Genomic DNA, 26,616 nt, shown 5'->3' on the forward strand with positions numbered 1-26,616 from the left:
CGGGCAGATAAAACATTTGTTGCTGACGCTTCGCTTTCGCACAGAGCAAAGCTTCCTGGGGGCGTCCGATGAGCCGCTTCGCTTCGCTGCAGGGTCTCGGGCCAACACGATGTTGGTCACGAAGGCGTTATCACAGGATGTGATGGTTTTAGCCTTCGTTCCTCTATCGCTAATCCCCAAGGAGTCACCCAGCCTCCACTCCAATCAACTTATTTACATGGCGTACGTTTTAACAAATGGTATCCCTACTCTTGTGATGAGCATTAAAAAGAAGATAGCAATTCCGATTGCCTTACTCCATTCTACTTTCCCAAGGAGTCTGTATGCATTATGAATAAAAAAACAGCATGCCATAAGCTTTGCTGGCATACTGTTTGAACAATTACTGAAATGAAGCATGCCTTAGCATGCTTCACGAAATATTCTATTTGTAGTGTTTAATTTTAATCTTTGTGCCGGATTCGCTGGACTCTATATCCCACTCTAAATCCATGCCCTTCACCATAATATCAACAATCGATAAGCCGATACCAGCACCTTTCGCATTGGATTCATTTTTCATTCCTTTTCCGTGATCCTTTATGATAAATGCATCATAGCGCTCCGTCGATTCGGTTTCGACGCCAATATATTTCCCGCTACTCGCATGACGTAATATATTTTGAAACAAATTATCAAATATACGTCCAAGCCAAATCGGATCAATTTGCCATTCATTTTTCTCAAATGGATGTAGCTCAATATCGATTTCAAAGCCTTCCTTTTCAAACACTGGATACCATGTCGTCATTTGCTCACGTACAAAACGTATAACGTTGATTTCTTTCGCCTCAAATTTATATTTACTAGCCGTCAGCAATGTATAGGACATTAAATTTTCTATTAAGGCGTCAATATTAACAATCGACGTTTCCATTGCCTTAATCGCTTGTTTTCCATCCTCTGATAATACCTCTTTACTAACTGAATATGATTGTGCTCGTATTTTCGTTAATGGTGTTCGTAAATCATGTGATAAATTAGCAATCAATTCACGTCTTAACTGTTCTTCCTTCTGCTCACGATTCTTACTCTCCCTAAGCTCACACACCATGCGATTAAAGCTTTGTTCAAGCTGACCAATTTCATCCTTCTTCTTGACCTTCGTTTCAATAGGTAAGCCATCTACATCACGAATTTCCATCGCTTCCTGAAGACGCAATAGTCGTCTTCGAATCCCTCTGAAAAATAAAAAGGAGACTATAATGAAAAATAATATAATCGCAATAACACCGAAAAATACGAATGCTCCATATTGTTCATAAACATTTTTAAGAGGTGGATTAAACACTTCTCTTGGAATCTCAAAAACGATAAACCCATTTGATTCGTCCTGTCCTAAAAAAGCTATAACTGTAAACGGATCTTCCCCATATCGCTCTTTAATAAATTTTGTAGTATACGCTGGAGTCCATTTCGATGGAAGCTGTTCCTTCACATTCACTTTTGTTAGTAAAGTTCCATCCTCGTTTACCCAAAACATAGAAGATTTTGGATATTGCTTTTGCCAATCCTCAAAATGTTGAGAAACGGCTACATCTGTAAAACTTTTTATACTTTTAGCTTCCGTATGCCATTTTTTCTCTACTTCGTTTTCTCTGAGAACTTCACTTGAAAAATCAGTTTTTCCTATTCCAAAAATAAAAGCGGCACTAGCAAAGTATGATAATTGAACAATAGAGATGGCTAAAAAAATAATCAACATATACTTTGCTAATAATGATCGGAAAAATTTCATAGCTTCACCCTATACCCAATGCCTCGAATGGTTTCGATAATCGTCGGTTTGGCTGGATTTACTTCTATTTTTTCTCTTAAGTATCGAATATGCACCATTAATGTTTTATCACCTTCTATGTAACTTTCACCCCAAACACCTTCATAAAGCTGTTCCTTCGTTAAAATTTGATTTAAGTGGCGAATAAAATACTGTAATAGATAGAACTGCTTACCTGTTAATTGAATTTCTTCATCGGTCTGCTTATTGATAATCCGCATATCTTTCGTATAAATTTTTAGATGCTGAAGATCTAGCACATCATCATTCTTTTGATATCTTCTTAGTAAAACCTCAACCCGAGCTATAAGTTCATCTGGGTGAAATGGCTTTGTCAAATAATCATCTGCAAAATTGAGACCCTCTATTTTATCCTCTACAGCAGTTCGTGCTGACAGCATTAAAATCGGGATTTCTTTATTTTCCCGCTTAATTCTTTTGCCAATCGAAAAGCCATCTAAGCCTGGTAGCATCACATCCAATATAGCGATATCCTTAGAGGCTATGTGCTGATCGACTTCTTCACCAGATTCAAGCCATGTAACCTCGTATCCTCTTTCCGTTAAATCCTTTGTCACCCATTGGCCAATCTCTTTTTCGTCTTCTATGTACAATATGCGATACAATAGTAATCCTCCCAATCTAAGCTATATTTTAGAAATAATGTTATTCTGTATTATACGATTTCATAGATTTGTACTCAATCGTTGTTTGTAAAGTGAGAGATTCATTTAATAAATGCTCGAACATCATATCTAGTGCTAGGTATGTCGATAAAACTAAAAAGTTGGGCGATAACTATCAATTATGCCTCGGCATAATTACGTCCGTAGGCTTTAATTCCATCGATAAAACAAGCTAACAATAAAAAAACGTATTTGGATCCCCCAAATACGTCTATATCTTTAATTATTAATAATAATCAACATATCATTATCATCAAACTGCCACATGTCCCCATAAGCAACTTCCCAATAGTAGCCGTTTGGGTCTTGAAAATAGCCACTATAGCCTCCCCAGAATACAGTTTCTGGCTCCTTGACGATTTTTGCTCCTGCCTTTTTAGCTAAATCAAATACTTGATCTACCTCTTCTTTAGATTTTCCATTATAAGCGAGTGTAATTCCGTTAAAGCCATCTCCTATCGCAGGTGGATTTGCTTCGTTAATATCTTTTACTAAACGGTCAATCGGAAACAGTGAGATTTTTGTCCCTCCATTATTAAAGAAAATAACATCCGGATTTGTTTCTTCACCATAAACAATTACTTCAAACCCTAGACCCTCTCGATAAAATTCAAGAGACTCTACCATATCTTTTACACCCAATGTGATTAAATTTAAACGATTCATCCTACTCTCTCCTTTATAAAAGATTCAATTACTTATTCTATCTTAAGCATTGAATCCCCTTCTAGCTTCTTGCAATTCTCATGTTGCTCCTGTCCATATACTCTTTGTATAAGCCATCTTTAATCCACAGCGCTCCATATTATTTTGGCTTATGGATGCAAATTTTGCGTGACCTATCATGAAACTACAGTTTCGTTTGGAGGCTCATTTAAACGAAACTATATTAATGCTTGATAAACATTAGTTAACCTATGCGAGCGAAACTTCATAATAGATTAAATTAACTTTCTAAACATCTGTATTTGAGTACCTTTGTTGGAAGAAGTATAATTTACGGTAATACCTATTTTTTCTGAAACATTATTTATAATTTTGAGACCTGTATTCTCATTTTTACGCATTTCCTGTTCAAAATCAAAACCTGATCCAAAATCTATAATAGATATACATTCGTGTACTTCCCCGTTTGAAGGTACATAATTAATTATAATTTTATCGCTATCTGATGCATGATTTACAATGTTTTGGAAGATATTATCTAAAATTCTTTCAAACCATAATTTATCGATTTTCCAAACTATTAAATGTTTAATATTGTTATGAATTGTTATGTTTTCTTTCTTAAATAAATAATTCCATTTCTTTAGTGATTCCAATATAATTTCTTGAATATTTTCTTCTATTAAAGGAATGTCTACATCTTCTTGTTTTATAAAAGTTTCATCATACATATGATCAATTAATTTAGTTAAATAGTTAATATTATAATTAATTTTTTGGATGGCTTGTGGAAGATTTTTTTCATTCTCAATATAATACAGTTGGGTTTTTATTACTGATAAAGGCGTTCTAATATCGTGAGATAATTGATTCATATATTCTTTTCTTAGTTTTTCTTGTTGAGCAATCTTTAATTGATTATAGATTAATCTATCTAGTAGCCTATTTATTGCTAAACTAAGTTTTGATATTTCATCTTCCCCTTTAACGGGAAGCTTAACGGGTATTTTAGAATTGCTGTAAATGTTATCAATCACATCTCTAATATTATTAATATCATCTGTTAGCTTATCAATTATTTTTGATGATAAATAACCGTATAAAAAAACTATACATAAAAAGAGTATTATAATATATGGATATGCATCTCCAGAGTTAAATATAGAATATCCCTTCGAGAAAAAATTACTAATTAAGAAAAATAAGTAAAAAAGGTAATTTGATATTAAAAACAAAAATGGCATACTTATTAAGGATAAATATAAGAATAATTTATATTTTCTTCTAAAACTCACCTTTTCTCATTCCAATCAAGGTTAATAATTTAAACGATAACCATAACCATATATTGTTTCTATAATAGTTGGGTTTTGAGGGTCAATTTCAATTTTATCTCTTAAACGCTTTATATGCACCGATAAATTTCCATAAGTACTATAATTTTCCCACAAATAAGACATAATTTGTTCTTTTGAAAGGTTAATATTTTTATTATGAATGAAATATAAAAATAGATTTAGTTGTTTATCAGTTAATGATATCTCTTCATTATTAAGTTTATTATGTAATCTTTTGGTTTGCATATTAAATAGTAAATGTTTAATTTCAATAATAGAATGATATTTTTTGTTTGCTATAGAGTTTACTCTAGCTAGTAATTCCAATGGGTCAAAGGGCTTTACCAGATAGTCATCAGCCATGGTTATTCCCTTTATTTTATCGTCTATATTATTTTTAGCTGTTAAGAAAATAATGGACAATTCTGGATTTTGCAATTTTATCCTGGAACATAAACTAAATCCATCCTCGAATGGTAACATAATGTCCAGTATTACAATATGTACACCATTAAATATTGATAAGTTACATGTTCCATCTTTAAAACAAATGACACTTTTGAAGTAATTAGAGAAGAAGTCTTGTAAAAATTCGCAAATATCTTCATTATCTTCAATAATTACTAAGTTTAGATGTTTTAGCATTCCACAATCCATTTTTATCTCCCCTCTCCAAAATATAGTCCAAGTAAATAATATTACGAGGACTATATTTAATTCTTTTTCTTTTTGCAACAATCCATTATCAAGTTTATATGATTTACATCATCGATATTTTTATGTCTATGTGAAATAAATAGTATTGTTTTGTTAGTAGCAAATAAATTTTTAATTACTGCTTCCTCAGTATCAATATCTAGGTTACTTGTGCCTTCATCTATTAATAACATTTCAGGATTAGCGGCAAGGGTTCTTGCAATTGATAATCTCTGTCTTTGTCCACCCGATATTGTTGCTCCATAGTCTCCTAACACTGTATTATACCCCATTGGAAATTTAATGATTTCTTCATGGATGCATGCCATTTTTGCAGCATGTACAATATCCGAAGATGAAACATTATTATTATAGAAGCGAATATTATCTTCTATAGTCCCATATTCAAAAGATCCTTTTCTGATCTTTTGAATGTTACTCTTTTTTCTATTTTTCAATAATTAATTTTCTTGAAGTGAAAAATACATATAAACAATATAAAATTAAAATGGTACTACACCAAGCTATACTTCCCACTATTGTGGCAGACATAGTATTATCAAAATAGTAATCTTTATCTATTATATACAGACCTAGCCTATACGAGAATGTTGAAAAAATAGTATAAGCAAAGGGTGCAGCAATTAGAATCATTGAGAATAGTGAAAATACGATAGAAATAATGCTACATATAACAATATTTCTAGACCAGACCATTACAATTGTGCTTAAAAGTAAAATGGGCACACTTAAAGAAAAAGTCATAATCAAATATGAAATTGTGATATCAACAATATTCTTAATTAAACTTTCTTTCCCCCAATCAATAACTGTCCCATAGATCAATAATAATATATAATTTAAAGCTGCTAATAAAAACAAACAGAACGAAGCCGTAATAATTTTTGCCCAGAAAAGTTTATTTTTCGAAAAGTTATATGTTATCCAGTTTAGATAGGTACCATTTTTGTACTCTATATAAAATACCGAACTTACTAAAGTACCAACAATAATAGGGAAGAACATAAAATATTGATTATAGAAAATAAAATAAACATCTTTAATATTCGAATCTTTATTGTTAACAATATAATTAATTATATTCATCGCTATAGGTAATAGATTTAATGCCAGTAGAAACCAAATAAACTTTTCTCTTTTTAATTTTAACAACTCATTTTTAAATAATATTTTCATTTTAATAAGCTCCTTCTTAAGAACACATTATTTCCTCATATAAATCCTCTAATGTGTATTTTTCAAAAGTATAATTACCATCTTTAATCAACTTTTCATCATCCCCACTATAAATATATTTATTAAAGTTTGATTCTAAATGCAATTTAGAAACATATGGGTTTTCCGAAAAATCGCTGGCAAGACTCTCTTTATTTTTTAAAGTAACAACATAGAATAGCTTATTATTATTGTTCTTAATTTTTGTAATAATTTTCCCTTTTTTTATAAATATTAATTCATCTGAAATTGACTCGATTTCTGTAAGATTATGACTAGAAATTAATATACAGTTAGTAGGTTTTCTTAAAGAGTTTTTAATCAAATTTCTAACAGATTTAATACCGAGTGGATCTAACCCATTTGTAGGTTCATCTAATAAAATAACCGAAGGATCCCCCATAATGGCCCTAGCTATTCCTAATCGCTGTTTCATCCCTAAAGATATTTCCGAATATTTTTTATCCTTAGCTTCATAAATGTCAAAACCACTAAGGATTTCCTTATAATCTATATTTTCAAGGTTTGTGTATGCTCCATGAAGCTTCAAATTCTCTAACACGGTTAAATTATTATAAAACATGGGATATTCAATTAATTTACCAATATGCGCATCTTTTATAGGTCTATTGTTGTGTAATATTTCCCCATCATAATTAGTTAAACCTAATATAGATTTAAATAAAGTTGTTTTCCCTGAGCCATTAGGACCTAACAAACCGTATATTTTCCCATCTTTGAAGTTAAGATTAATATCTTCTAATATTATTTGTTTTTTTGTTTGTAAATTTAAATCAATAATTGAAATCATTTAAACATGTCTCCTCTAAATATTTTTAAATAACACATAATGTGCCATAAATACCCTACGAAAAATTAGCGTATTATAGATTTTTTCTACACGTAGCAACAGCAAACAGTATGCCACTTGAACAATTCAAAAAGAACTTGTAGTGTCTCAAATACTCATCATCGGCTTACGCAATGAAATTCCTAATTTAGAAATGCTTATTTAGAGTTATAGCCAATCACAAAAACAAAAAAGAAAACAACATAAACGACGAATAAAATTTTTACTATTTTAGACTCAAATACCAACTTACCGTTTTTTATAAATTCATAAAGAAAGACAACAAATGTACCTAACAAGGCACACATAGAAATGACTAAAGCGATTTTTTCCATAAAAACTACCTCCCTCTATAGTGCATTATTGGTTTTAACCATAAACTTTAAATGAGTAATTACCCTTTATTAATAAAATTACAGCACAATGTTTTTTGGATAGAATGAGAAATCTCTCATCAAAATGTTTAACTAAAGCATATTAATATCATGTTCTTATACAGATTTGGATACTTACTCAATTCGTTTATTAACAAATTGAAATGATCTTCAAATTACCTAAAATACATACATTGGAATTTTTCAAAATTTTCGTTTTAAAATACTCTTATTTACAGAATAAAAAATAATTATTAAAAAGTTATTAATTATCATCAAATGTATTAATTTGTATCCTCTAAATTTAGAAGAACTTCAATTAGATCTAAGTATGTAGTCTTTTTAACACCTCTTTTTACAACAAATATGTATATGTAATAATAATTGCCGGGTATTTTCATATCACCAATCACTGATTTCGCATAAAAAACTTTTATACCAGGTTGGTGGCAGCGACCTATCTGAATCCGAAAAAATGTAATATTCCTAAGGGTTAAATCCCCTTCTAACTTCCGCAATCCACTCATGTTGCCTCTGTCCATATACTCTTTGTATAAGCCATTTTCAGCCCACACAGTGCTCCATATTATTTTGGCTTATGGATGCAAATTTCGCGTGACCTATCATTAAACTACAATTTTGTTGAAGAGCTTCGTTGATACGAAACTGTATGAATGCTTGGTGAATCCCTTGATTACGGGCAATTAGTTTCACGGCAGATGCAGCTAATATGGCTGTCCCATCATTTATATACAAGGAGCCGATACCAACATCCTCATCTTGAAAAGAAGCGATATAAAACGACCAACCTGGTTTGTCATACAAAACTTTATTATTCGCTGTGACACTTTCTGCTAAAAATGCTGGCATACCAAAACCTTCAACATAGATATTTCCGTAACGATCAAATTCGGCTTCATCGATTTGTCTTATTTTAATGGAAGAATTCTTTGTTTTCCCTACCCTCTCCTTCATTTAGCTCACAATATAATGTTGCATGAAGATCACTCTGAAAAAGACCGGCGTTATGTAATTTTTGTAGTGAAGTAGCATTTGCGTATTGTGGCGCTAAATCAAAACGAGCTGGTATTTCTCTTTCCTTATAAAAGTTAAGGATTTTATCTATGGCATTCTTTGAACTAAAACAATTACCTTTTACCACATTGTAAGAGGGACCGGGGATATTTTTTATGGAGAAAGCATAGGCACCATCAAATTGGCCAATCTCAACTCTCATAGCATTGTCCTGAATTTCCTTAATTGCATTCAGCCTTGATTCAAACATCTTTATTTCGGTCTTTTCTAAGTGATTTGCCAAGTTTTTTGTTATTACCATGAGTTCACCAACTATTTTCAAATATTCAATTTTTTACCATTGATTGTAACGCATATAGAAGGCTGAACCACGTAAACTAATAAAAACTTCTTATAGCGAACCATTGATATCTCACAAAAGTTACCTCCACGTTTCTATGAAACTAAAAAGTGCGTACTTTTTTTTGCAATGGCATGGAAGCATAATAAGAAAGCAACAAAGCACAAACGAAAATCGGAGGACAGAAAAATGATTAATCATTTACAAGATAAAATTACATTAAATAACGGCTTACAAATGCCTGGTATGGGTCTAGGCGTATTTCAAGTACCGAATGATGTTACAGCAGAAATGGTAAAAAATGCGATCGAGGTTGGTTACCGTAGTATCGATACTGCCGCTATTTATGGTAATGAAGCAGGGGTTGGCGAAGGTATTCGTCAGGCACTAGCAACTACTGGTTTAAAACGTGAGGATTTATTTATTACATCAAAAGTATGGAACGATGGCTTGAGCTATGAAGAGACAATTGCAGCATACGAAGACAGCTTAGAAAAATTAGGGCTAGATTATTTAGACCTATATCTTATTCATTGGCCAGGTAAAAATAAATTTGCAGAAGCTTGGAGAGCACTCGAAGATTTATACGATCAAGGGAAAATTAAAGCTATTGGCGTATGTAATTTCCATGTGTCACATTTACAAGCCCTTCTGAAAACAGCTCGTATCACACCAGTTATTAACCAAGTGGAATTACATCCACGATTACAACAAACTGAGGTACGTTCATTCTGCGAAGAGCACAATATACAAATGGAAGCTTGGGCACCATTAATGCAAGGTGGACTTCTTGAAAATGAAACTATTTCAAAAATAGCTGAAAAATACGGGAAATCAAACCCTCAAGTTATCTTGCGCTGGGATATTCAAAATGGTATCGTCACAATTCCAAAATCTGTGCGCAAAGAACGTATGATTCAAAACGCTGATATTTTTGATTTCTCACTAACTGATGAAGAGATGACTATCATTAACGCCATGAATCTAGATCAACGTGTTGGACCAAACCCAGATGAGTTTGATTTTGTCATGTAAACGATAGCTATGTAAACGTGAAAGAGACTGTCTTATTTTCTTAGTATAGAAAACTTTTTAGACAGTCTCTTTCCAATCTATTTAAGATGTATGCTTTATTGCGATATCTTCATCCCGTTGCATTAACAGAACATCTTCACCTTTTTCTTGTAGCACTTCGATATGTTTTTCACCCCAAGTGCAAAGGATGTTCAGCACAGGGTCCATCTCTTGACCATAAGGTGTTAATGAATATTCAACTTTTGGCGGTACTTGATTGAAAACCTTACGATTAATTAATCCAGACTGCTCCAATTCACGCAACTGGCTTGTTAGCATTTTTTGCGAAATGCCTGGAATCAATCGGCGAAATTCATTCGTACGAATCTGACCATGGTGGTTAAGATGACAAAGAATAATAGGTTTCCATTTGCCTCCAATGACTTCAAGAGTGGCTTCAACACCGATATTATAAACTTTTTTCATTGTAAACCCCCTGTAATATTCAAAAGTAACTAAAAGTACCCTATATAACTTTTAGGCATGTATGAATATTACTATATACTATACAAAAAATCAAAGGAGATATTAATAGAATGAAAAATACAAAAGTGCCGAATGCTAAACTAACATTACTCGCACTTGCGATCAGTGCTTTTGGTATTGGCTCTACAGAATTTATAAGCGTCGGACTTCTACCATTAATTACAGAAGATTTCGGTATAACGTTAAGTACTGCGGGTTTAACCGTATCCATATATGCACTAGGTGTAACTATTGGTGCACCGCTTTTAACAGCCTTAACATCGCGCCTTAGTCGTAAAAATGTATTGCTGCTCGTCATGGTGCTTTTTATTATCGGGAATTTACTTGCAGCTCTAGCACCCTCATTCTCATTACTACTTGCCGGCCGTGTTATTTCAGCATTAGCACATGGCGTGTTTATGTCTATTGCCTCTGTAATCGCTGCAGATGTTGTGGCACCTAATAAACGAGCAAGTGCAATAGCTTTTATGTTCACAGGGTTAACATTAGCAACTGTCACAGGCGTCCCGCTAGGAACTTTTATTGGACAAGTAACTGACTGGCGAATGTCATTCATTTTCATTGTTTTAATTGGTATTATCGGGTTAATTAGTAATACTCTGCTTGTGCCGAGTCAGTTATCGAAAGGTAAACCAATATCTATTCGAGATATCGGGAAAGTATTAGGGAACATACAAATGCTATTAATTCTCTTTATTACAGCAATCGGATACGGCGGCGTGTTTGTAGTATACACATATGTTTCCCCTATATTAGAGCAATATATGGGCTACTCACCTCAAGCAATTGTCATTATCTTAGTTGTATTCGGTATCTGTGTTGCTATCGGTAATACACTGGGTGGTCATTTTGCTAATAATAATCCATTACGTTCTATCTTTATTATCTTTATCGGCTTAGCATTAGCACTACTCGGCATCAACTTCTTTTTAGAATCATCAATCGTTGGATTAATAATGGTCTTTATGATGGGGCTATTTATGTTTATGAATGTACCGGGATTACAGCTTTATGCCGTTCAGCTTTCAGAAAAATATATACCATCAGCTATTTCAATGGCTTCAGCATTAAATATTTCAGCCTTTAACATTGGTATTTTTCTAGGATCATACATTGGAGGAATCATCGTTCGCCACCAATCATTAGCTCATACACCTATATACGGATTCGGCATGGTGATGCTTGCCGCAGCTACTACATTTCTATGGTTACTCTTTGATAGAAACAAACTTTGAAGATTTATCGGAACAATTTCAGTTTTTATCAACGGGTGACTCCTTGGGCAGACGAGACCCTGGAGTGAAGCGGTTCATCGGATGCCCCCAGGAAACACCGAAAGCCTTTGTTGTACATAATATATGGTATCAGCATAGGATAGGAGGAATTTAGTTGTATTACAATCCTTATCCGTATTTTGTCTATCCTAATTATTATCCAACATGGGCATGGGCAATGGCCAATCAACCAACTACTCAACAACCTTTTAGACAGCTAGCAATGCCAACAAACCCAACGAATAGAAGTCCATTTCCACCCGTCAATACAAATAGATTGAAGACTTCTGCGAAACGGATCAAAGCTATTATGAAGCAAGCACAGATACTTACGGATAAAATTGATGAATCCGAGCCATTTGCACATGATCTTATGAACGCAGCACAGCAATCAAATAAAACAGAAGTTGAAAAATTAATCACGTCAACAGGCATTACTTTAAAATTCGAAACGAACTATACACCAGATGGATTTCGAATAACATTTACTGATCAAGGCTGTTGTAAGCTAACATTAATTTTGAATTGGTGAAGAGTTGGCCCTTTGAAGAGGGCCACTTTTTTTGCCTTTAGCATCTTTATGAATTTTAACCTTGTATCCCTATTGAACTTGTAAACTATAAATAAATATGCTAAAGTGTTTGTAATCTTTATTTCTGAAAATTCTTATATTGTTTTTTCTTATCAAGAGAGACGGAGGGATTGGCCCTATGAAGTCTCAGCAACCAGCCTATAGGTATGGTGCTAATTCCAATTGGCGAAATTTAGCCTTGAAGATGAGAAGACTTACTTTAGTTGCTTTGCACAAGAGTCCTCTTTCTACAAGGAGGGCTCTTTTTTATTGTTACATCCAAAAATAATTAAAAGAAAGCAGGAAGATATTATGGCAAACGAACTTTTACAAGCAATTCAACTATTGAAATCGAAAGAATGGGTGGATTTAACACATACATTTGGTCCTAATTCGCCCCACTTCTTTATGTTTGATGATGCAAAATTTGAAACATTATTTTCCCATGATGATGGCTTCTTTGCGCAGCAATTCACTTTCCCTGGGCAATACGGAACACATATCGATCCACCTATCCATTTTGTGCGAGATACACGCTATTTAGAGGAATTGGAGCTAAAAGAACTAGTGCTACCACTAATCGTTATTGATAAATCAAAAGAAGCCGAAGTAAATAACGACTTCACGTTAAGTGTTCAAGATATTCTTGACTTTGAAGCTGAAAATGGGGAAATTGAAACAGGTACCTTTGTTGCGTTGCGTACCGATTGGAGTAAACGTTGGCCAGATAAAGAATCTTTCAGCAACAAAGACGCTGATGGCAATAATCATATTCCTGGCTGGGGATTAGAAGCGTTACAATTTTTATTCGGCGAACGAAAAGTAAGTGCTATTGGCCACGAAACCTTTGATACGGATTCAGCAACAGATTTTCGTAAAAATGGTAAGCTAGATGGCGAATATTTTGTGCTTGAGCAAGATACTTACCAAATTGAGCTCATGACAAATTTGGATAAGCTCCCTCCAAAAGGTGCTGCTATTTTCAATATTGTACCAAAGCCTGAGAAAGCCTCTGGATTCCCTGTGCGTTCATTTGCAATATTGCCTTAAAAGATAAAAAGGTCTGATTCACAACCTGAGTAGGTATTGAATCAGACTTTTTTACTTTGGCGAATTCCTTTTTTTGAAAATAAAATAAACGATTAACATTAGTATTAGGAACAATACTATAAGATAAATACTGTAGCGGGATAAATATACCCCAACATAACGCCAGTTCTCCCCAAGTACCTTTCCTAAGGTAATAAAAGTAAATGTCCAAATAACTGCTCCCGTATAGGCAAAGAAAGCAAATTTTTTATAAGGATAATTATTGATAGCCGCAATATATGCTGTAAGATGACGCACACCAGGAATAAAATATCCTATTAATAATAATCCCGGCCCTATTTTTGCAAATAATTTTCTAGTAAAGTCAATTTTCTGTTCAGTAATGTGGATTTTTGGACCGTATTTTTGCAATAACGGTAGCCCAAATCTATAGCCTATATAGTAGCTCAGAGTAATTCCCCCTGCCGCACCTACCATAGCGCTGATTAAAGCTGGAATATGTGCGAGGGTTTCTTTATATACGCTATATCCTACATATGTTAAAAATATCTCATCGGGAAGTGGCAGCCCAACAATCCCGCCAACTAGGATAAGAATGATGCCAAAATACCCGTAATGTTCTATTAGAGATTGCACGTGATGCGCCATAAATCCTTCCCACCTAAAGCATAATGAATTTCTTTTTACAGATAGCTTTATAATAACTCAAAGCAAACAATATTATGAGTATTATGACTTTAATACAATTTTCTCCAGGATTTATTATCACTGCCTTGTAGATTGTATAGATGGAAAAATTATTTCTTTTTAAAAACTTTCTCCAATGTTGTATAGTGGTCGATTCATGCTATAAATCTCATTTCTCGGCTACTACTCTATTAAATTATTTGTAGCTCCCGAAGAGCATAATCAATACCATCCTCAGTTGATTTCTTCGTTATAAAATCAGCGACATTTTTTAATGCTTCACTACCATTGCCCATTGCAATACCAAAGCCGACCTGCTCCAGCATATCGATATCATTATCTCCATCGCCAAAAGCAAGTGCTTCTTCAGGACTCAAGTCGAAATAATCTAGTACAGCATGGACAGCAATAGATTTAGAAACATCATGTTGCAAAACATTTGTAATATACGGGTGCCACCTTTTAAATAATAAATGAGGGAATTTTGAAGTATACTTTTTCTCAATATCCTCATCGCCATATAAACACATTAAGTAAACCTCTTGCGTTAAAATATCTTCATTAATATCAGGAAACTCTAGCAAAGATAATGTTTCTTGCATAGCTTTTAATGTCTTTTCTTCTTGGACGTTATTCATCGATAATTGTTCTGTAAAAAATGATAGACTTTGTTTATTGTCTTCAGCAAAAGCCTTAACTGCGTGGACAATTTCCTTTGCAATAGGCATTTTATGTATTACTCGATCTTGATACTTAACATGGGCACCATTAGCTGTAATAAACGTTTCTATGCCTATGTTTCTTAAATCTTGGCACATTGACAAGGGTCTTCCTGTAGCAGCAACAATATGAATTCCTTTGTTTTTTAATTGCTTAATAGCGGTTCTTGTACTTTCTTCAATACGACCATCTTCATAATTAACAAGCGTTCCATCTACGTCAAAAAATACAATTTTATAATCCATCGTTCGCTCCTTATCGTTTTACACAATTTTATTAGGTATATCATTTAGAGGAACCTCACCATAACATGGCCCACTTCGGGTAACACCTGTGACGATGATCTCCAAGAAGTCGCTCAGCCCTACTCCGATCACCCTGATATAAATGTCATTTTCCACTACAGGCGAGTGTTGAGTGACTCCCCTTTGTTGCTTAATAATAATCCTATATTTCCCCAATCAATATACTTGTAATTTTACATTAAGAAACATCTTTATACCAAAATCACGAAATAGGCATTATCGCCTACACATTCAACTTTATAATAAAAACATCAATAATTATTTAAATTTGTACGTTATTTGACAAACTAAAACGAATGTATAACTTGCTTTAACTACACCGATAAATACTATTACGGGTACATATTGAAATTCCAAATAACTAAGAAAATAATGAACATTTTTATTTTAATAATTCTAAAGGAGTATACCAAAGAACATAGAATTGTTAATATAAAGGTAACTAAATTAAACACATTGAACGATACTGTCCATCGTATAAATAGAACAAAAGAAATAATAATCGTTTTTTATGTAAAGGAGTTGATTCTTATGGCATTTAACATTTACTACTATGAAAGTAGTGTGGATTGCAAGTTTTGCAAGAAGCATTTTACCACATATAAAGTACGCCCTAATCGATATAAAATTATCGAAGAACAAACAGACTTCATGCCAGTTTACGAAGGTTTAAACCCGTTGTTGTATGAAGTTGCCGTTTGTCCACATTGTGGCTATGCTTACCACAAATCTATGACAAGAACATATGGGCCTTTCATGCTTCTTATTGATGAGCTATACATAAAAGAGCTTCAAAAACCAATGGATATGTGCAAGGAACGTACAATCGATGATGCCATTGTAAGCATTAAATTAGCTTATCTTGTATCAAGAGCATCAATGGAAGAGTCACTTCTTATGGCCAATTTCGCTTTAAAAATAGCCTGGCTATATCGCTTAAAAAATGATGAGGAATCGGAAATGCGCTACCTTTTTGCTGCTAGAGATTTTTACAGTAAATCTTTTGCATCCAATCAAGAGGGCGGAGAGAGAATTCAATTTTTACATGCAGAATTAAGCCTTCGACTCGGAGATATTGCTGAAGCGAAAAAAGGATTCTCTCGACTAATAGCAGACCGAAATGTCTCCAATAAATATCGAAAACTAGCACGAAATCGCTGGGAAAATTATAAATATGATGAGCAGCCTAACAATGTAAATGACCATATAGGAGAAGTCATCAATTGAAGTAAACGAGGAGAATAATCAACATGCAGCTATTTAATAAAAGGATTGATGTGAGAGAAGAAGATATTTTTTCAGAACTACATCATTTTTTACTGAGAAAAAATAATCGCTATTTAACGAACGATGAGGTAGTTACATTAACTGGGGTTTCATCTGAGCTACTCTATAAATGGGTAAAAACAGGAAAATTAAAAAAATCGATTTTCCCTAATTTAGGCGCACCCTGTGAACGCTGCGGACAAGTTACTCAGGCAAAAATCTGTGTTAGTTGCTCATCAACCATCGTTAACACTTTAAAACAAGAGGAAAAGGATCGTACATGGTTCAATCAAATACAACGGAATAATCCGAGAGCTAGCACGTATCACTATAAATAAAATAGTTAACATCTCTACAGTGTACATACGCTATGGAGATGTTTTTTTATCTGCCTCCGCTCGAATAACCCAAAATAATGACACCCAACCAAATTTAAACAAAATTTAAACAAACTCCCCTTTTACTTTAAACTTCACTATCTATAATTGACCTTAACATATAGCGAAGGACTGATAGAAAGTGACAAAAGGTAAGAATCGTAAGGTTTTATTATCATTAAGTATTGCGTTAGCAAGCTTTACAGCGTTCAGCGGAGTATCAAATGCATCGGCAGCAGTTCCAGCGATAGAAGAACGTGTAGCTTTGGAGAACAATTTAGAAGTAAAGCAAGCCCGCACATCCAATGAAACACTTCAAGATTGGAAAAAGTGGACAAACGATCATGCTTACGGCTTAACATCTATTCAACCTGAAGCAATTAGTCAACAAAACATTCCATCTACTAAATTTGAAGATTTAGAGATGTTAAAGCCTTTATTGCATGATAAGCGCATCGTTTTTTTAGGGGAAAGTTCACATGGCGCAGCAGAATTTAGCCTAGCGAAAACACGTTTAATTCAATTTTTACACCAAGAAATGGGCTACAATGTCCTAGCCTTTGAAAGCGGTATGGGGAATGCCATGAATGCGCAAGGACAAATTGATAAACAAACAGCGCAACAAACGATGAAGGATGCTATTTTTGGTGTATGGTGGTCAAAAGAAACACTGCCGTTATTTGAGTATGCTAAAAAAACACAGAATACCGATAAACCTTTGAAATTAGCAGGCTTTGATATTCAACAGCAAGGTGCGTTCACGAATGGTGAGTGGCTGCAAAATAGTCAGCTTGCTAAACAGTTCAGTGAAGTAGAGAAGCAACTTGTAGACTGGAGCTTTGTTACGGATCTAAAAGGCTACCAAAAGGCGAAACCAAGCATTATCGAAGTGTATAAACAAGTAAAATCTCAAGTTCAGCTAAAAGAAAAAGAGTTAAAAGCAGCTTATCCGAGCGAGCCTCATATTGTAAAGCTTATGGAACGTACTTTAGCTGACCGTATCCGTTTAGCAGACGACTATGTAGAACTATCAATTCAATCAAATATTGATTTAGAACAAAATAAATATGATTCTTTTTTAAAGACAATGGAATGGCGTGACCAATCAATGATGGAAAACCTTCTTTGGTTAGCAGAGGAGATTTATCCAACTGAAAAATTTATCGTCTGGGCGCATAATGACCATATTCGTAAAGCACAATCCGAAGTAATGGGTTCTCCTTATCCGGTAAAATTGATGGGTGAACGTCTACCAGATATCTATAAGAAATATAGTTATGTACTTGGTCTTTATATGACTAGTGGCGAAACAGCAAACAATATGGGTGAACCTATGGCCGTTTTACCGACAGTAAAAGGATCAATCGAGGATATTCTATCATCTTCAAATAAACCATACACATTTATCGACATGCGAAACCGTCAAAATGAGCGAGGAAACTCATGGATGTTTGAGCCACGTTTATCGTATAGCTGGGGAATGATTCAAGAAAGTCTTGTTCCACGAGATCAATATGATGGCCTTCTGCTGATTGATAAAGTAAGTAAACCACATTATATAAAATAAGAATATAAAAATAGCAAACTAGTTTTTCTAGTTTGCTATTTTTTAGTTCTTTTCTAACTGCTTTGAATTAAATAGTATGTTGTTGACAATTAAAATGTCTCACTCTATTATTATAAATACATTCGAATGTATCTATAAGGAGATATTTTATGGCCAGAAATAAATATCCAGAAGTTACAAGAAAAAGAATTATTGAATCAGCTGTTAAATTATTCACTGTAAATGGTTGGGACAATGTAACAATTCAAGAGATTGTAGATGATGTGGGAGATATTACTCGAGGAGCTTTCTATCATCATTTTAAAACACGTGCTGATGTTATTGATGCCATTACAAAAGAAATGCTGATGGCAAATAATTATTTTAATGAAATATCCGATTTAGAAAACTTAAATGCTTTAGAACGTTTAAGGCAAGGAATTTCTTTTTCAATTTCTCAAAGTGTCAAAGAAGAAAACCTATCCACCATCCCTTTAAAAATGAATTCTGCTGAGTTTGTTTATAGTCGCATCACAGAAGGAATACAGGTTGTTGCGCCAGGCATTCAAAAAATTATTGAAGAAGGAAATCGAGACGGATCACTACAAATTGCTTTTCCGAAGCAAGCAGCTGAGACCTTCACAATGCTTTTTGACATTTGGATGAATCCAGAAATATTTCGTGTAAGCCGAGCTGAGTTTATTCAAAAAATCGAACATATTAGTTTACTGTTCGAAGGGATTGGAATGCCACTGGTAAATGATGAATTGAAGAACGTTTTTTTAGCTTTATTTGATAAAGTTCACGAATAGTAGACTACTTTATGTAGTTTATTATTTTAGTCACATACATACATTTGTATGTATGTATCGACTGCTTGTAATTCTACACCACCGAACAATTACATACATTCGCATGTATGTAAAAGGAGATGTAATATGAAAACCTTAGAAGTTATATTTACGATTGTTTTATTATTATCAAGCATTTTACTGACTTTTAGACAGCGTGGGATAACTAAAATTAATGTTTTTATGTTAGTTGCCAACTATATATTACTATTAGCTACAATTATTTCAATTGGCGCTAACTGGCGTATAATCCCTGCTTATATTGTTTCATTAGTATTGACACTGCAGGTTTTTGTAAAGCCTAAAAGCACGATTGTTTCAAAAAAATTAAGTATGAAGATTTTTAAACTTGTAGGTATTGCTGCAGCAGCATTTGGAATGTTCACCTTACCAAAGCTTTTTCCAATCATATCTTTTTCTGAACCTACAGGTGAATATTCAGTAGGAACCCAGGAATTTCACCTCATCGATAAGAATCGTAAAGAATTTGTCGTACCTAATCATCAGGTAAATCGAGAATTAATGATACAAGTCTATTATCCTGCTGAAAAAGGGACTGGACAGCTCTCTCCTTACTTTGAACATATAGAGGCCTTAACACAACAATTAGCAATCACACAAAGTTTTCCGTATATCGCTACAACACATTTAGGATTGACGGAAACCCATTCTTATAAAGATGCGACGCCGATAAAGGCAAAAGGCAAATTCCCGCTTCTATTCTTTGCCCATGGAATGAGTTTATATAGTCGCCAAAACACCTTCCAACTAGAGGAGTTAGCAAGCCATGGCTATGTAGTTGTCGCTCTAAACTTTACAGGTGATGCGACAACAACTGTATTTCCAGATGGAGATCGTGTGGATTTTACACCAATTGAAAATACAATTACCTTCCTGAGTGGTCGTATCAAGCTTTGGGAACAGGATACATCATTTGTTTTAGATGAGGTCATTAAAGGTGATTTTGATAAGAATTTTAAAGCAATTGCAGCGTTAATTGATTATGACAATATTGGTATGCTCGGCCACTCTTTTGGTGGTGCGACTTCTGCACAAATGCTTGTAAAAGATGATCGCATTAAAGCGGCAATTGATATGGATGGTGGTTTATATGGTGACGCTATGCCAACAAATGGCCCAGAAAAGCCGTTTATGCTTTTGAATGCGGAGGCATCCATTAATTTTATGAAAGAAGCATATAGCCAACAACCAGGTAATCGAGATGAATTGTTTGTAGAATCCTATTTAAGAAATAAAACGATTGAAAAGCCTGGTGTTTACACAGCTATTATTCCAAAAACAAATCATGGAAGTTTTACAGATTTAGCAGCAGTTTCACCAATTATTAATGAATCTGGCGCAGATGTGAATGCTATTTTTAAACTGATTAATGAATTGTCAGTAGGCTTTTTTAATAAAAATTTAAAAGGAATCAATGACAATAAATTAGAAGAAATTCAGAAGGAACATCCTGATATAAACTTAACGTTGCACTAAAGCATATTGGAAAGCCGGGTTGTTGATAGTTAACTTATCAACAACCTTTTTTAATTTCTATCATAATTTTCGTTACATAATCCTCTTCACGATTTCTAATAACAGCATCATAAATATATTCTTCAAATACGTACTGCCCTAGTTCAAAACCTTTTTCCTGCATAACCTTAAATAATCGCTCGTAAGTTTCACCAAGTGTAGTAGAATCTCCTACATGGTATCCAACAATAAAATCTCCTTCAATCGCCTCGAAATAAGGATGACCTTCTCGTGGGTGTGGTTGCTCTATATACAAATGACTATAATTATCATAGTTGCCGGCTAATACTTGCTCTCTTCTTGTAATCCCTCCTATGGGATAACCTGTGTCTAATTGAGAGCGATCTAATTCATCAATAAAATCTGAAATAGCCTTCGTAAACTGTTCTTCCGTCGAATCCTCGATATTTTTACTTAAATACAATGTGGCCACTGGCAGATGCTCAACCGTAATACTATCAAAATCAATGTGTAAGGCTTCCTCTGTTAAATCGATTTTTACATCAATAATGCTTTCAATCATCTCCAGCTCTCGACGTTTTTTCGCTACAATTTCCTTTTGCTGATACATTAATTCTAAGAAATTTTCAGGTGATTTTTCTGCCATATATTTTTGAATATCCTTTAAAGACATACCAACCGCCTTTAATAGCTCAATCACACTAAAAAATTCATATTGTGCAATGGAATAATAACGGTAGTCTTTACTATCCTTCATAATTGGGGATAATAAACCGATTTGATCGTAATAAATTAGCGTTTGTTTATTGACTTTACAAATTTTGGCGAACTCACCAGTTGTAAAATATTTTACATTTTTATTAAACATTTTTAAGTTTCCCTCCTTGACCATATAGTTACTATATACATTAGATTGTAGCTATTCACAATCAATTATGCCACGACATAATTGTAGCTGTCGCTACAGAAAACATTTGTTGCTGTCGCACAGATAAACAATGCGTCCGGGACCGGCTGAAAGAAATTAAAAATAGAAAGGTTTTGACATTATGTTCACGGAAATTCGTGACATTACGGCTTTAAACAAAGAGAAAGTATTAGCATTACGTATTGCTGATCATCAGCAAGATTTTATTGAAAGTACAAAGCAATGTTTAGCGGAAGCAGAAATAGACGAACGCTTTATTCCTGTTGGATTGTATAGAGGAGATATTGCAGTCGGCTTCGCTATGTATGGTGTGTTCCCACATAAGGACAATACAAAACGTGTTTGGTTGGATCGCTATTTCATTGATGAGCGTTATCAGAACAAAGGATTGGGAAAATACTTTTTACAGCAGCTAATAAATTATTTAGTAGCTAAATACAGCTGTCAAAATATATATTTAAGCGTTTATGACAATAATATAGTAGCTATTCAGCTATATAAAAAGTTTGGGTTCGTCTTTAACGGTGAGCTAGATGACAAAGGCGAAAAGGTGATGGTAAAGGAGGTACATGCTCATGACTACCATTAATCCAATTGAAACAAGACCACTGAAGCCCTTGTTTTTATCATACTTATTTCCAGCTATGATTGGTATGTTGCTGATGTCAGTCAATATTTTAGTGGATGGTATTTTCGTTAGTCACGGAGTGGGGCCAACCGCTTTAGCTGGAGTAAATATCGCTGTACCCATATTCTCGATTTTACTCTCTATTTCCCTTTGGATTGGTATGGGTGGGGCAACACTATTTTCAATTTCTCTCGGTGAGGGCAATAAAAAAAGAGCGAACCAGCTCTTTACATTAGCATTTACAGCAATGGTCGTTGTCGTTATGACGCTGATTCTAATACTTTTATTCAATTTAAAGGAAATCTCCTATATATTCGGCGCAAGTGATGCTACCTTTCCTTATGTACAAGACTACTTACATGTTATTTTGATTTTCGGTGTGTTCTACACAATTGAAAACTTACTAAGCATTTTCATTCGAAATGATGGCAATCCAAAGCTTGCGATGATGGGTTTAATCACTACATCTGTGTTAAACATTATTTTAAACTACATCTTTATTTTCGTGCTCCACTACGGCGTAACTGGCTGTGCCCTGGCTACAGCACTTTCCACAATAATCGGTATGTCGGTGCTTTGCCTACATTTCTTCCGAAAGCAATCCGAATTAAAATTTGTGCGTAATTTTATCAACCTATCTGATCTAAAGAAAATTTTTGCTATTGGGCTACCAAGCTTTATTGTTGAGGCCTCCGTCGCTGTTATGGTTATTTTATATAATGTGACATTTTTACACTATTTGGGCTCAGATGGAGTAACCGCCTACGCGATGATTAACTATATTCATACCGTACTATTAACTGTATTCCTTGGTATCGGCATGGCCCTACAGCCTCTCGTTAGTTATCACCACGGTGCGAGATTAATTGAGAGATTAACAGCGTTATTGAAAATCGGTATAGCCACTGCATTTATTCTAGGTTTAACTACTGTCATAATTGCTACATTATTCCCTTCTCAGCTAATAGCATTATTCGGTGATAGTACGTTTGAAATTCGTAATATGGCAGCTCAAGGCTTTGTACACTTTGCAATTGGATATGTATTCCTTGGAGTGAACATGGTCTTTGCGGAATTCTTCCAATCTATTGAAAGAATTCGTCTTGCAACAACCATAATGTTACTTCGCAGTATTATATTATTTATCCCTGCTCTCGTACTATTGCCTAAATTACTTGGCCCACAAGCTATTTGGTGGACATTCCCCGTCGCTGAAGGTATTACCGCATTATTAATTTTTATATTTATGAAGAAAAAAACACATACTATTTTCTCAGAAGCAAGTTCCTTAAAATAAAGCAATATAAATAAAGTTAACCCCCTTTCAATACAATAATCGAGAGGGGGTTAGCTATACTAATGGCTCTTTTTTAATTGCATATATTCATCACGGAGAATACTCATAATTATTTCATCAAAATACTTACCGTTCATATATAAGGATTGCCTTAAAGTTCCTTCCTTTTTGAAGCCTACCTTTTCGTACGATTTGATTCCCCGAATATTATGAGAGAAAACTTGTAACTCTAGGCGATTAAGCTGAAGCTCCTCGAACGTAAATTTTTGAACAAGCTGAACTGCCTCTGCCCCATATCCCTTGCCGCAATCTTCTATACTATGTAAAGCTATGCGAAATATTGCTTTTTTATTGTCTAAGTCTATTTCCATAATGGTTAAATCACCGATAATTTGGCTATTTTCTACTAAACAAATAGCAAAATCATGGCGTGTGGAATCTTCGCTAAATCGAATCAAAGCCTCTCTAATCTGATCCTTCGTTAAAATGTTACGTGTACCTGTCATATACATAATTTCTTCATCTTGAAAGCACTTGTAGATACTATCAACATCTTTTTCTGTAATTGGTCTTAAAAATACACCTTGCCCTGCAATCATAAAAAACCCCTCCCTTTAACTATTGAACAAGATTTGTAGTAGAAAGAGTATGCCTAGTTTAATTTAGAAACGTTTTAGACATATGAAAAGCACTAACATATCCACTGCTAGTGCTTTAAAAATTACTTCGTATATACAATTTTTTTAATCGTTTCTACCGCTAAATGATACTCCGTAGATAATTGTTCAATTGAAGCTTCATTCGTAAACGCTTCTTTTATAGACTTATTCCTGTCCTCAATATATTTCTTTGTGCCTGAACGAGCACCCCACTCTAAATAAGTGTTTTCTATTTAAGGAATATAAATCGTTTCACCTTGAACATATTTTTGGATTTCTAATAAAAGCTCTTTTGGTAAGATAACTGAAGCCTTCTTATAAGCCATTTATGCCAACCCCTCATTTTTATTTTGAAATTAATAAAACAAGGTAGCAAAGCTAATTTTATAAGAAATACTTCAAGGCAAATATTGGAATTCACCCCATACAAAGTATTGCCATATCAAAATTAGGCTTTGCATGGGCTGCTTTCGTATCTAGCAACTTAATGATTTACTCACTTCTCTCCCCCCTAACTTGTCAACACATTCATAGTTCATCTTAGCATATGTAAATATTTTCTATAAACAAAAATAAAAAGGAATCATACACACTTGATTCCTTTTTGAACGAAAACTTTATTCAATTTTTTTATCCTCTTGTATTTCCATCGCCTGTTCCAGTTCATCCTCTGAGGATGTAACTCCTAGAATATCCAGAAGGAACATGAATAATGGAATACCAATAATTAATCCCCATACACCAAGAAAATGCTCTGAGAAGAGAATGACGATGAATGTATAGAAAATTGGAAGATTCGTCTTGGCAGACATCAGCTTTGGATTTAAGAAGTATGCCTCCAATGCATGTAGTACCATAACAATCATCAAAATATAGACAATGTACATAGGACCACCGATACTGTATGCGATTATAGTTAGAGGAATCAAGGACATGATGACCCCTGCAACTGGCACCAATCCCAGTATAAAGAGCATAATTCCTAGCGCAATTAAATGCGGGAAGCCCATAATGTATAATGCAATAACAGATAAACCACAGTTAACAGCGGCAATAATGAACTGCGCCTCAATAACTTTACCGAAAGAACGAATAAATATCTTTGAGAAATAATGTAGTTCATCGTAGAGATGGCTCATTTTACTATCTTTAAATTTTGCTGTAAATTCTATAATACGTTTCTTCTCAAGTAAAATAAACAAGCTCAAAATTAATGCGATGAAAATATGCAGAATGATTTTACCAATATTCGTAAGATTTTTTAGCGTGAGGTCTACACCCTGCTCTAAATATTTACCCAGTTCAATCTTGTCAAAGGTTGGAGCTAAATACCTCGCAATCTCGTTATCATTTGGATTGAGACTAAAGCTAGCAATAAGATCAAAGAGCTGTGTAATTTGTTGGGTCACGATAGGCAAATACTTGTAGATAATTGCAACAATACCTGCAACAAGTAAAAGATAGAGGGTAACTGTCACAGCCTTCTCGCCCATCCGTACGTACTTTCTAACCTCTTTTGTTGTCTTCGTGGTAAGTTGATTCATCAAGTAAGTAATAATGAACGTGAGAAGAATAAGATTGATCATACTTCGCATCATATATAGTGCAATAGCGATCCCAACTAGGATTAAAAAACGTTTAAATCCATTGCTTCGAAAGAAATTACTCATGTATTCACTCCTTCTACAAAACGGCTTTGCTGCCTTTACTGCCTGGGTTTCGCTATCAAATGAACAAAAACAATTAATAAATTGATGTAAAACATTACGTATCATTCTTATGTAAACGCCCCCTTCATTGGATTATTATTTCCATTAATACTTAGAATAAGACTTAAATACTTGCGCTTTATAAGTCTCATAATAAATTAATGCATCCAAGGAGCGAAAAGAATAGTATGCCTTATCAAATTAATAACAATATTTTTGAAAGCTGTATCAGCGTTATAAGCCTTAATTCTATTAGTCTATTATAACCCTTTGAACACCATCATATCCAATGTAAGTTCTTTTATAATAGTATTAAAATTATAATTTTTTTCTTTTGTTTCTGCTCTTCACCAAAATTTTCACATGACTTCCAGGGGTACACATTTCACAGGCTCTAAGCCTCCCTCCGTTCCATGTGCTTTCATCCAAAAATACTTTTGTAATCAAGAGCAGATTTTGGCATTACTCCTCAGTTTCAGTATGATATTCTTATAAAAATTTTAAACTGAAAATAATAGAAAGTATGGCGTATTTGAAAGTTACAAACCTTAAAGGACATTCATCACTAGTTGCTCCTTATGTACATCAATTTGAACTAACAGTACCTTAGAGTATCTGGACAAATTGGATGGAGAAAGCCGAAGAGCCATTCACT

At 34.0% G+C, this 26,616-nt stretch carries 28 protein-coding genes, 1 pseudogene and 1 riboswitch; of the genes and pseudogenes, 11 read left to right on the forward strand and 18 right to left on the reverse strand.

Translation table 11 applies throughout. From position 1 onward, the window contains the following. Positions 1-424: 424 nt before the first annotated feature. The 11 genes from ABH966_RS07405 to ABH966_RS07455 form a co-directional block, all read right to left on the reverse strand. Positions 425-1,777: a HAMP domain-containing sensor histidine kinase gene (locus tag ABH966_RS07405; RefSeq protein ID WP_370077198.1), complete on the reverse strand. Its 1,353-nt coding sequence runs from the start codon at positions 1,775-1,777 to the stop codon at positions 425-427. After that, positions 1,774-2,442, reverse strand: coding sequence for a response regulator transcription factor (locus tag ABH966_RS07410; RefSeq protein ID WP_370077200.1), 669 nt, complete (start codon positions 2,440-2,442; stop codon positions 1,774-1,776). The genes ABH966_RS07405 and ABH966_RS07410 overlap by 4 nt, the downstream gene beginning before the upstream one ends. 279 nt (positions 2,443-2,721) lie before the next feature. Beyond that, positions 2,722-3,168: a VOC family protein gene (locus tag ABH966_RS07415; RefSeq protein ID WP_370077202.1), complete on the reverse strand. Its 447-nt coding sequence runs from the start codon at positions 3,166-3,168 to the stop codon at positions 2,722-2,724. 275 nt (positions 3,169-3,443) lie between these two features. Further along, positions 3,444-4,463, reverse strand: a complete 1,020-nt coding sequence (locus tag ABH966_RS07420; RefSeq protein ID WP_370077204.1) for a sensor histidine kinase — start codon at positions 4,461-4,463, stop codon at positions 3,444-3,446. A 21-nt stretch (positions 4,464-4,484) separates the two neighbouring features. Continuing rightward, the gene (locus tag ABH966_RS07425; RefSeq protein WP_370077206.1) at positions 4,485-5,162 is read right to left on the reverse strand and encodes a response regulator transcription factor; all 678 of its coding nucleotides are present in this window, start codon (positions 5,160-5,162) and stop codon (positions 4,485-4,487) included. A gap of 56 nt (positions 5,163-5,218) precedes the next feature. Next, on the reverse strand, positions 5,219-5,659 hold the full coding sequence (locus ABH966_RS07430; protein ID WP_370077208.1) for an ATP-binding cassette domain-containing protein: 441 nt from the start codon (positions 5,657-5,659) through the stop codon (positions 5,219-5,221). After that, positions 5,649-6,398 (reverse strand): ABC transporter permease, encoded by a 750-nt coding sequence (locus ABH966_RS07435; RefSeq protein ID WP_370077210.1) that lies wholly within the window; start codon positions 6,396-6,398, stop codon positions 5,649-5,651. The genes ABH966_RS07430 and ABH966_RS07435 overlap by 11 nt, the downstream gene beginning before the upstream one ends. Before the next feature lie 16 nt (positions 6,399-6,414). Next, positions 6,415-7,248 (reverse strand): ABC transporter ATP-binding protein, encoded by an 834-nt coding sequence (locus tag ABH966_RS07440; protein WP_370077212.1) that lies wholly within the window; start codon positions 7,246-7,248, stop codon positions 6,415-6,417. A gap of 197 nt (positions 7,249-7,445) precedes the next feature. Then, positions 7,446-7,622 (reverse strand): hypothetical protein, encoded by a 177-nt coding sequence (locus ABH966_RS07445; RefSeq protein ID WP_370077214.1) that lies wholly within the window; start codon positions 7,620-7,622, stop codon positions 7,446-7,448. Between the two features lie 603 nt (positions 7,623-8,225). Continuing rightward, on the reverse strand, positions 8,226-8,636 hold the full coding sequence (locus tag ABH966_RS07450) for a hypothetical protein (RefSeq protein ID WP_370077216.1): 411 nt from the start codon (positions 8,634-8,636) through the stop codon (positions 8,226-8,228). After that, positions 8,596-8,997, reverse strand: coding sequence for a hypothetical protein (locus tag ABH966_RS07455; protein ID WP_370077218.1), 402 nt, complete (start codon positions 8,995-8,997; stop codon positions 8,596-8,598). The genes ABH966_RS07450 and ABH966_RS07455 overlap by 41 nt, the downstream gene beginning before the upstream one ends. Before the next feature lie 228 nt (positions 8,998-9,225). Between ABH966_RS07455 and ABH966_RS07460 the strand changes: the two genes are divergently transcribed. After that, positions 9,226-10,071, forward strand: a complete 846-nt coding sequence (locus tag ABH966_RS07460) for an aldo/keto reductase (RefSeq protein ID WP_370077220.1) — start codon at positions 9,226-9,228, stop codon at positions 10,069-10,071. A gap of 81 nt (positions 10,072-10,152) precedes the next feature. Here ABH966_RS07460 and ABH966_RS07465 read toward each other — a convergent pair whose 3' ends face one another. Continuing rightward, positions 10,153-10,536, reverse strand: coding sequence for a winged helix-turn-helix transcriptional regulator (locus tag ABH966_RS07465; RefSeq protein ID WP_370077222.1), 384 nt, complete (start codon positions 10,534-10,536; stop codon positions 10,153-10,155). A 110-nt stretch (positions 10,537-10,646) separates the two neighbouring features. On the opposite strand from ABH966_RS07465, the gene ABH966_RS07470 reads away from it, so the two are divergent. From ABH966_RS07470 to ABH966_RS07480, 3 genes are all read left to right on the forward strand, one after another. Then, positions 10,647-11,831 (forward strand): MFS transporter, encoded by a 1,185-nt coding sequence (locus tag ABH966_RS07470; RefSeq protein ID WP_370077224.1) that lies wholly within the window; start codon positions 10,647-10,649, stop codon positions 11,829-11,831. A 154-nt stretch (positions 11,832-11,985) separates the two neighbouring features. Further along, positions 11,986-12,402: a YuzC family spore coat inner layer protein gene (locus ABH966_RS07475; RefSeq protein ID WP_370077226.1), complete on the forward strand. Its 417-nt coding sequence runs from the start codon at positions 11,986-11,988 to the stop codon at positions 12,400-12,402. A gap of 146 nt (positions 12,403-12,548) precedes the next feature. Beyond that, a riboswitch (SAM riboswitch) is annotated at positions 12,549-12,653 on the forward strand. 100 nt (positions 12,654-12,753) lie between these two features. Continuing rightward, positions 12,754-13,491 (forward strand): cyclase family protein, encoded by a 738-nt coding sequence (locus ABH966_RS07480; RefSeq protein ID WP_370077355.1) that lies wholly within the window; start codon positions 12,754-12,756, stop codon positions 13,489-13,491. A gap of 51 nt (positions 13,492-13,542) precedes the next feature. Here ABH966_RS07480 and ABH966_RS07485 read toward each other — a convergent pair whose 3' ends face one another. Together ABH966_RS07485 and ABH966_RS07490 are read right to left on the reverse strand one after the other, a co-directional pair. Next, positions 13,543-14,139, reverse strand: a complete 597-nt coding sequence (locus ABH966_RS07485) for a DedA family protein (RefSeq protein WP_370077228.1) — start codon at positions 14,137-14,139, stop codon at positions 13,543-13,545. A gap of 230 nt (positions 14,140-14,369) precedes the next feature. After that, the gene (locus ABH966_RS07490; protein ID WP_370077230.1) at positions 14,370-15,143 is read right to left on the reverse strand and encodes a Cof-type HAD-IIB family hydrolase; all 774 of its coding nucleotides are present in this window, start codon (positions 15,141-15,143) and stop codon (positions 14,370-14,372) included. Positions 15,144-15,734: 591 nt separating this feature from the next. Here ABH966_RS07490 and ABH966_RS07495 point away from each other — a divergent pair. From ABH966_RS07495 to ABH966_RS07515, 5 genes are all read left to right on the forward strand, one after another. After that, entirely contained in the window at positions 15,735-16,430 is a 696-nt protein-coding gene (locus tag ABH966_RS07495; protein ID WP_370077232.1) for a DUF2225 domain-containing protein, read from the forward strand. 23 nt (positions 16,431-16,453) lie between these two features. After that, entirely contained in the window at positions 16,454-16,807 is a 354-nt protein-coding gene (locus tag ABH966_RS07500; RefSeq protein ID WP_370077234.1) for a hypothetical protein, read from the forward strand. A 181-nt stretch (positions 16,808-16,988) separates the two neighbouring features. Further along, positions 16,989-18,413, forward strand: coding sequence for an erythromycin esterase family protein (locus ABH966_RS07505; RefSeq protein WP_370077236.1), 1,425 nt, complete (start codon positions 16,989-16,991; stop codon positions 18,411-18,413). A 149-nt stretch (positions 18,414-18,562) separates the two neighbouring features. Further along, positions 18,563-19,204: a TetR/AcrR family transcriptional regulator gene (locus ABH966_RS07510; protein WP_370077238.1), complete on the forward strand. Its 642-nt coding sequence runs from the start codon at positions 18,563-18,565 to the stop codon at positions 19,202-19,204. A 126-nt stretch (positions 19,205-19,330) separates the two neighbouring features. Beyond that, complete coding sequence (locus ABH966_RS07515; protein WP_370077240.1) at positions 19,331-20,740, forward strand: alpha/beta hydrolase family protein; 1,410 nt, start codon at positions 19,331-19,333, stop codon at positions 20,738-20,740. A 37-nt stretch (positions 20,741-20,777) separates the two neighbouring features. Here the strand turns inward: ABH966_RS07515 and ABH966_RS07520 are convergent, their stop codons facing one another. Then, a complete protein-coding gene (locus ABH966_RS07520) occupies positions 20,778-21,608 on the reverse strand; it encodes a MerR family transcriptional regulator (protein ID WP_370077242.1) in 831 nt (276 codons plus the stop codon). A 181-nt stretch (positions 21,609-21,789) separates the two neighbouring features. On the opposite strand from ABH966_RS07520, the gene ABH966_RS07525 reads away from it, so the two are divergent. Together ABH966_RS07525 and ABH966_RS07530 are read left to right on the forward strand one after the other, a co-directional pair. Then, positions 21,790-22,257, forward strand: a complete 468-nt coding sequence (locus tag ABH966_RS07525) for a GNAT family N-acetyltransferase (RefSeq protein WP_370077244.1) — start codon at positions 21,790-21,792, stop codon at positions 22,255-22,257. After that, positions 22,244-23,593, forward strand: coding sequence for an MATE family efflux transporter (locus ABH966_RS07530; protein ID WP_370077246.1), 1,350 nt, complete (start codon positions 22,244-22,246; stop codon positions 23,591-23,593). The genes ABH966_RS07525 and ABH966_RS07530 overlap by 14 nt, the downstream gene beginning before the upstream one ends. A 59-nt stretch (positions 23,594-23,652) precedes the next feature. Here ABH966_RS07530 and ABH966_RS07535 read toward each other — a convergent pair whose 3' ends face one another. The 3 genes and pseudogenes from ABH966_RS07535 to ABH966_RS07545 form a co-directional block, all read right to left on the reverse strand. Beyond that, a complete protein-coding gene (locus ABH966_RS07535; protein WP_370077248.1) occupies positions 23,653-24,192 on the reverse strand; it encodes a GNAT family N-acetyltransferase in 540 nt (179 codons plus the stop codon). 122 nt (positions 24,193-24,314) lie between these two features. Next, positions 24,315-24,578 (reverse strand): annotated as a pseudogene (locus ABH966_RS07540) (CD3324 family protein). 291 nt (positions 24,579-24,869) lie between these two features. Further along, the gene (locus ABH966_RS07545) at positions 24,870-25,922 is read right to left on the reverse strand and encodes an AI-2E family transporter (RefSeq protein WP_370077250.1); all 1,053 of its coding nucleotides are present in this window, start codon (positions 25,920-25,922) and stop codon (positions 24,870-24,872) included. Positions 25,923-26,616: the final 694 nt, after the last annotated feature.

Origin of the sequence: Lysinibacillus sp. RC46, from assembly GCF_041262385.1 — a bacterium.
Lineage (GTDB): Bacteria > Bacillota > Bacilli > Bacillales_A > Planococcaceae > Lysinibacillus.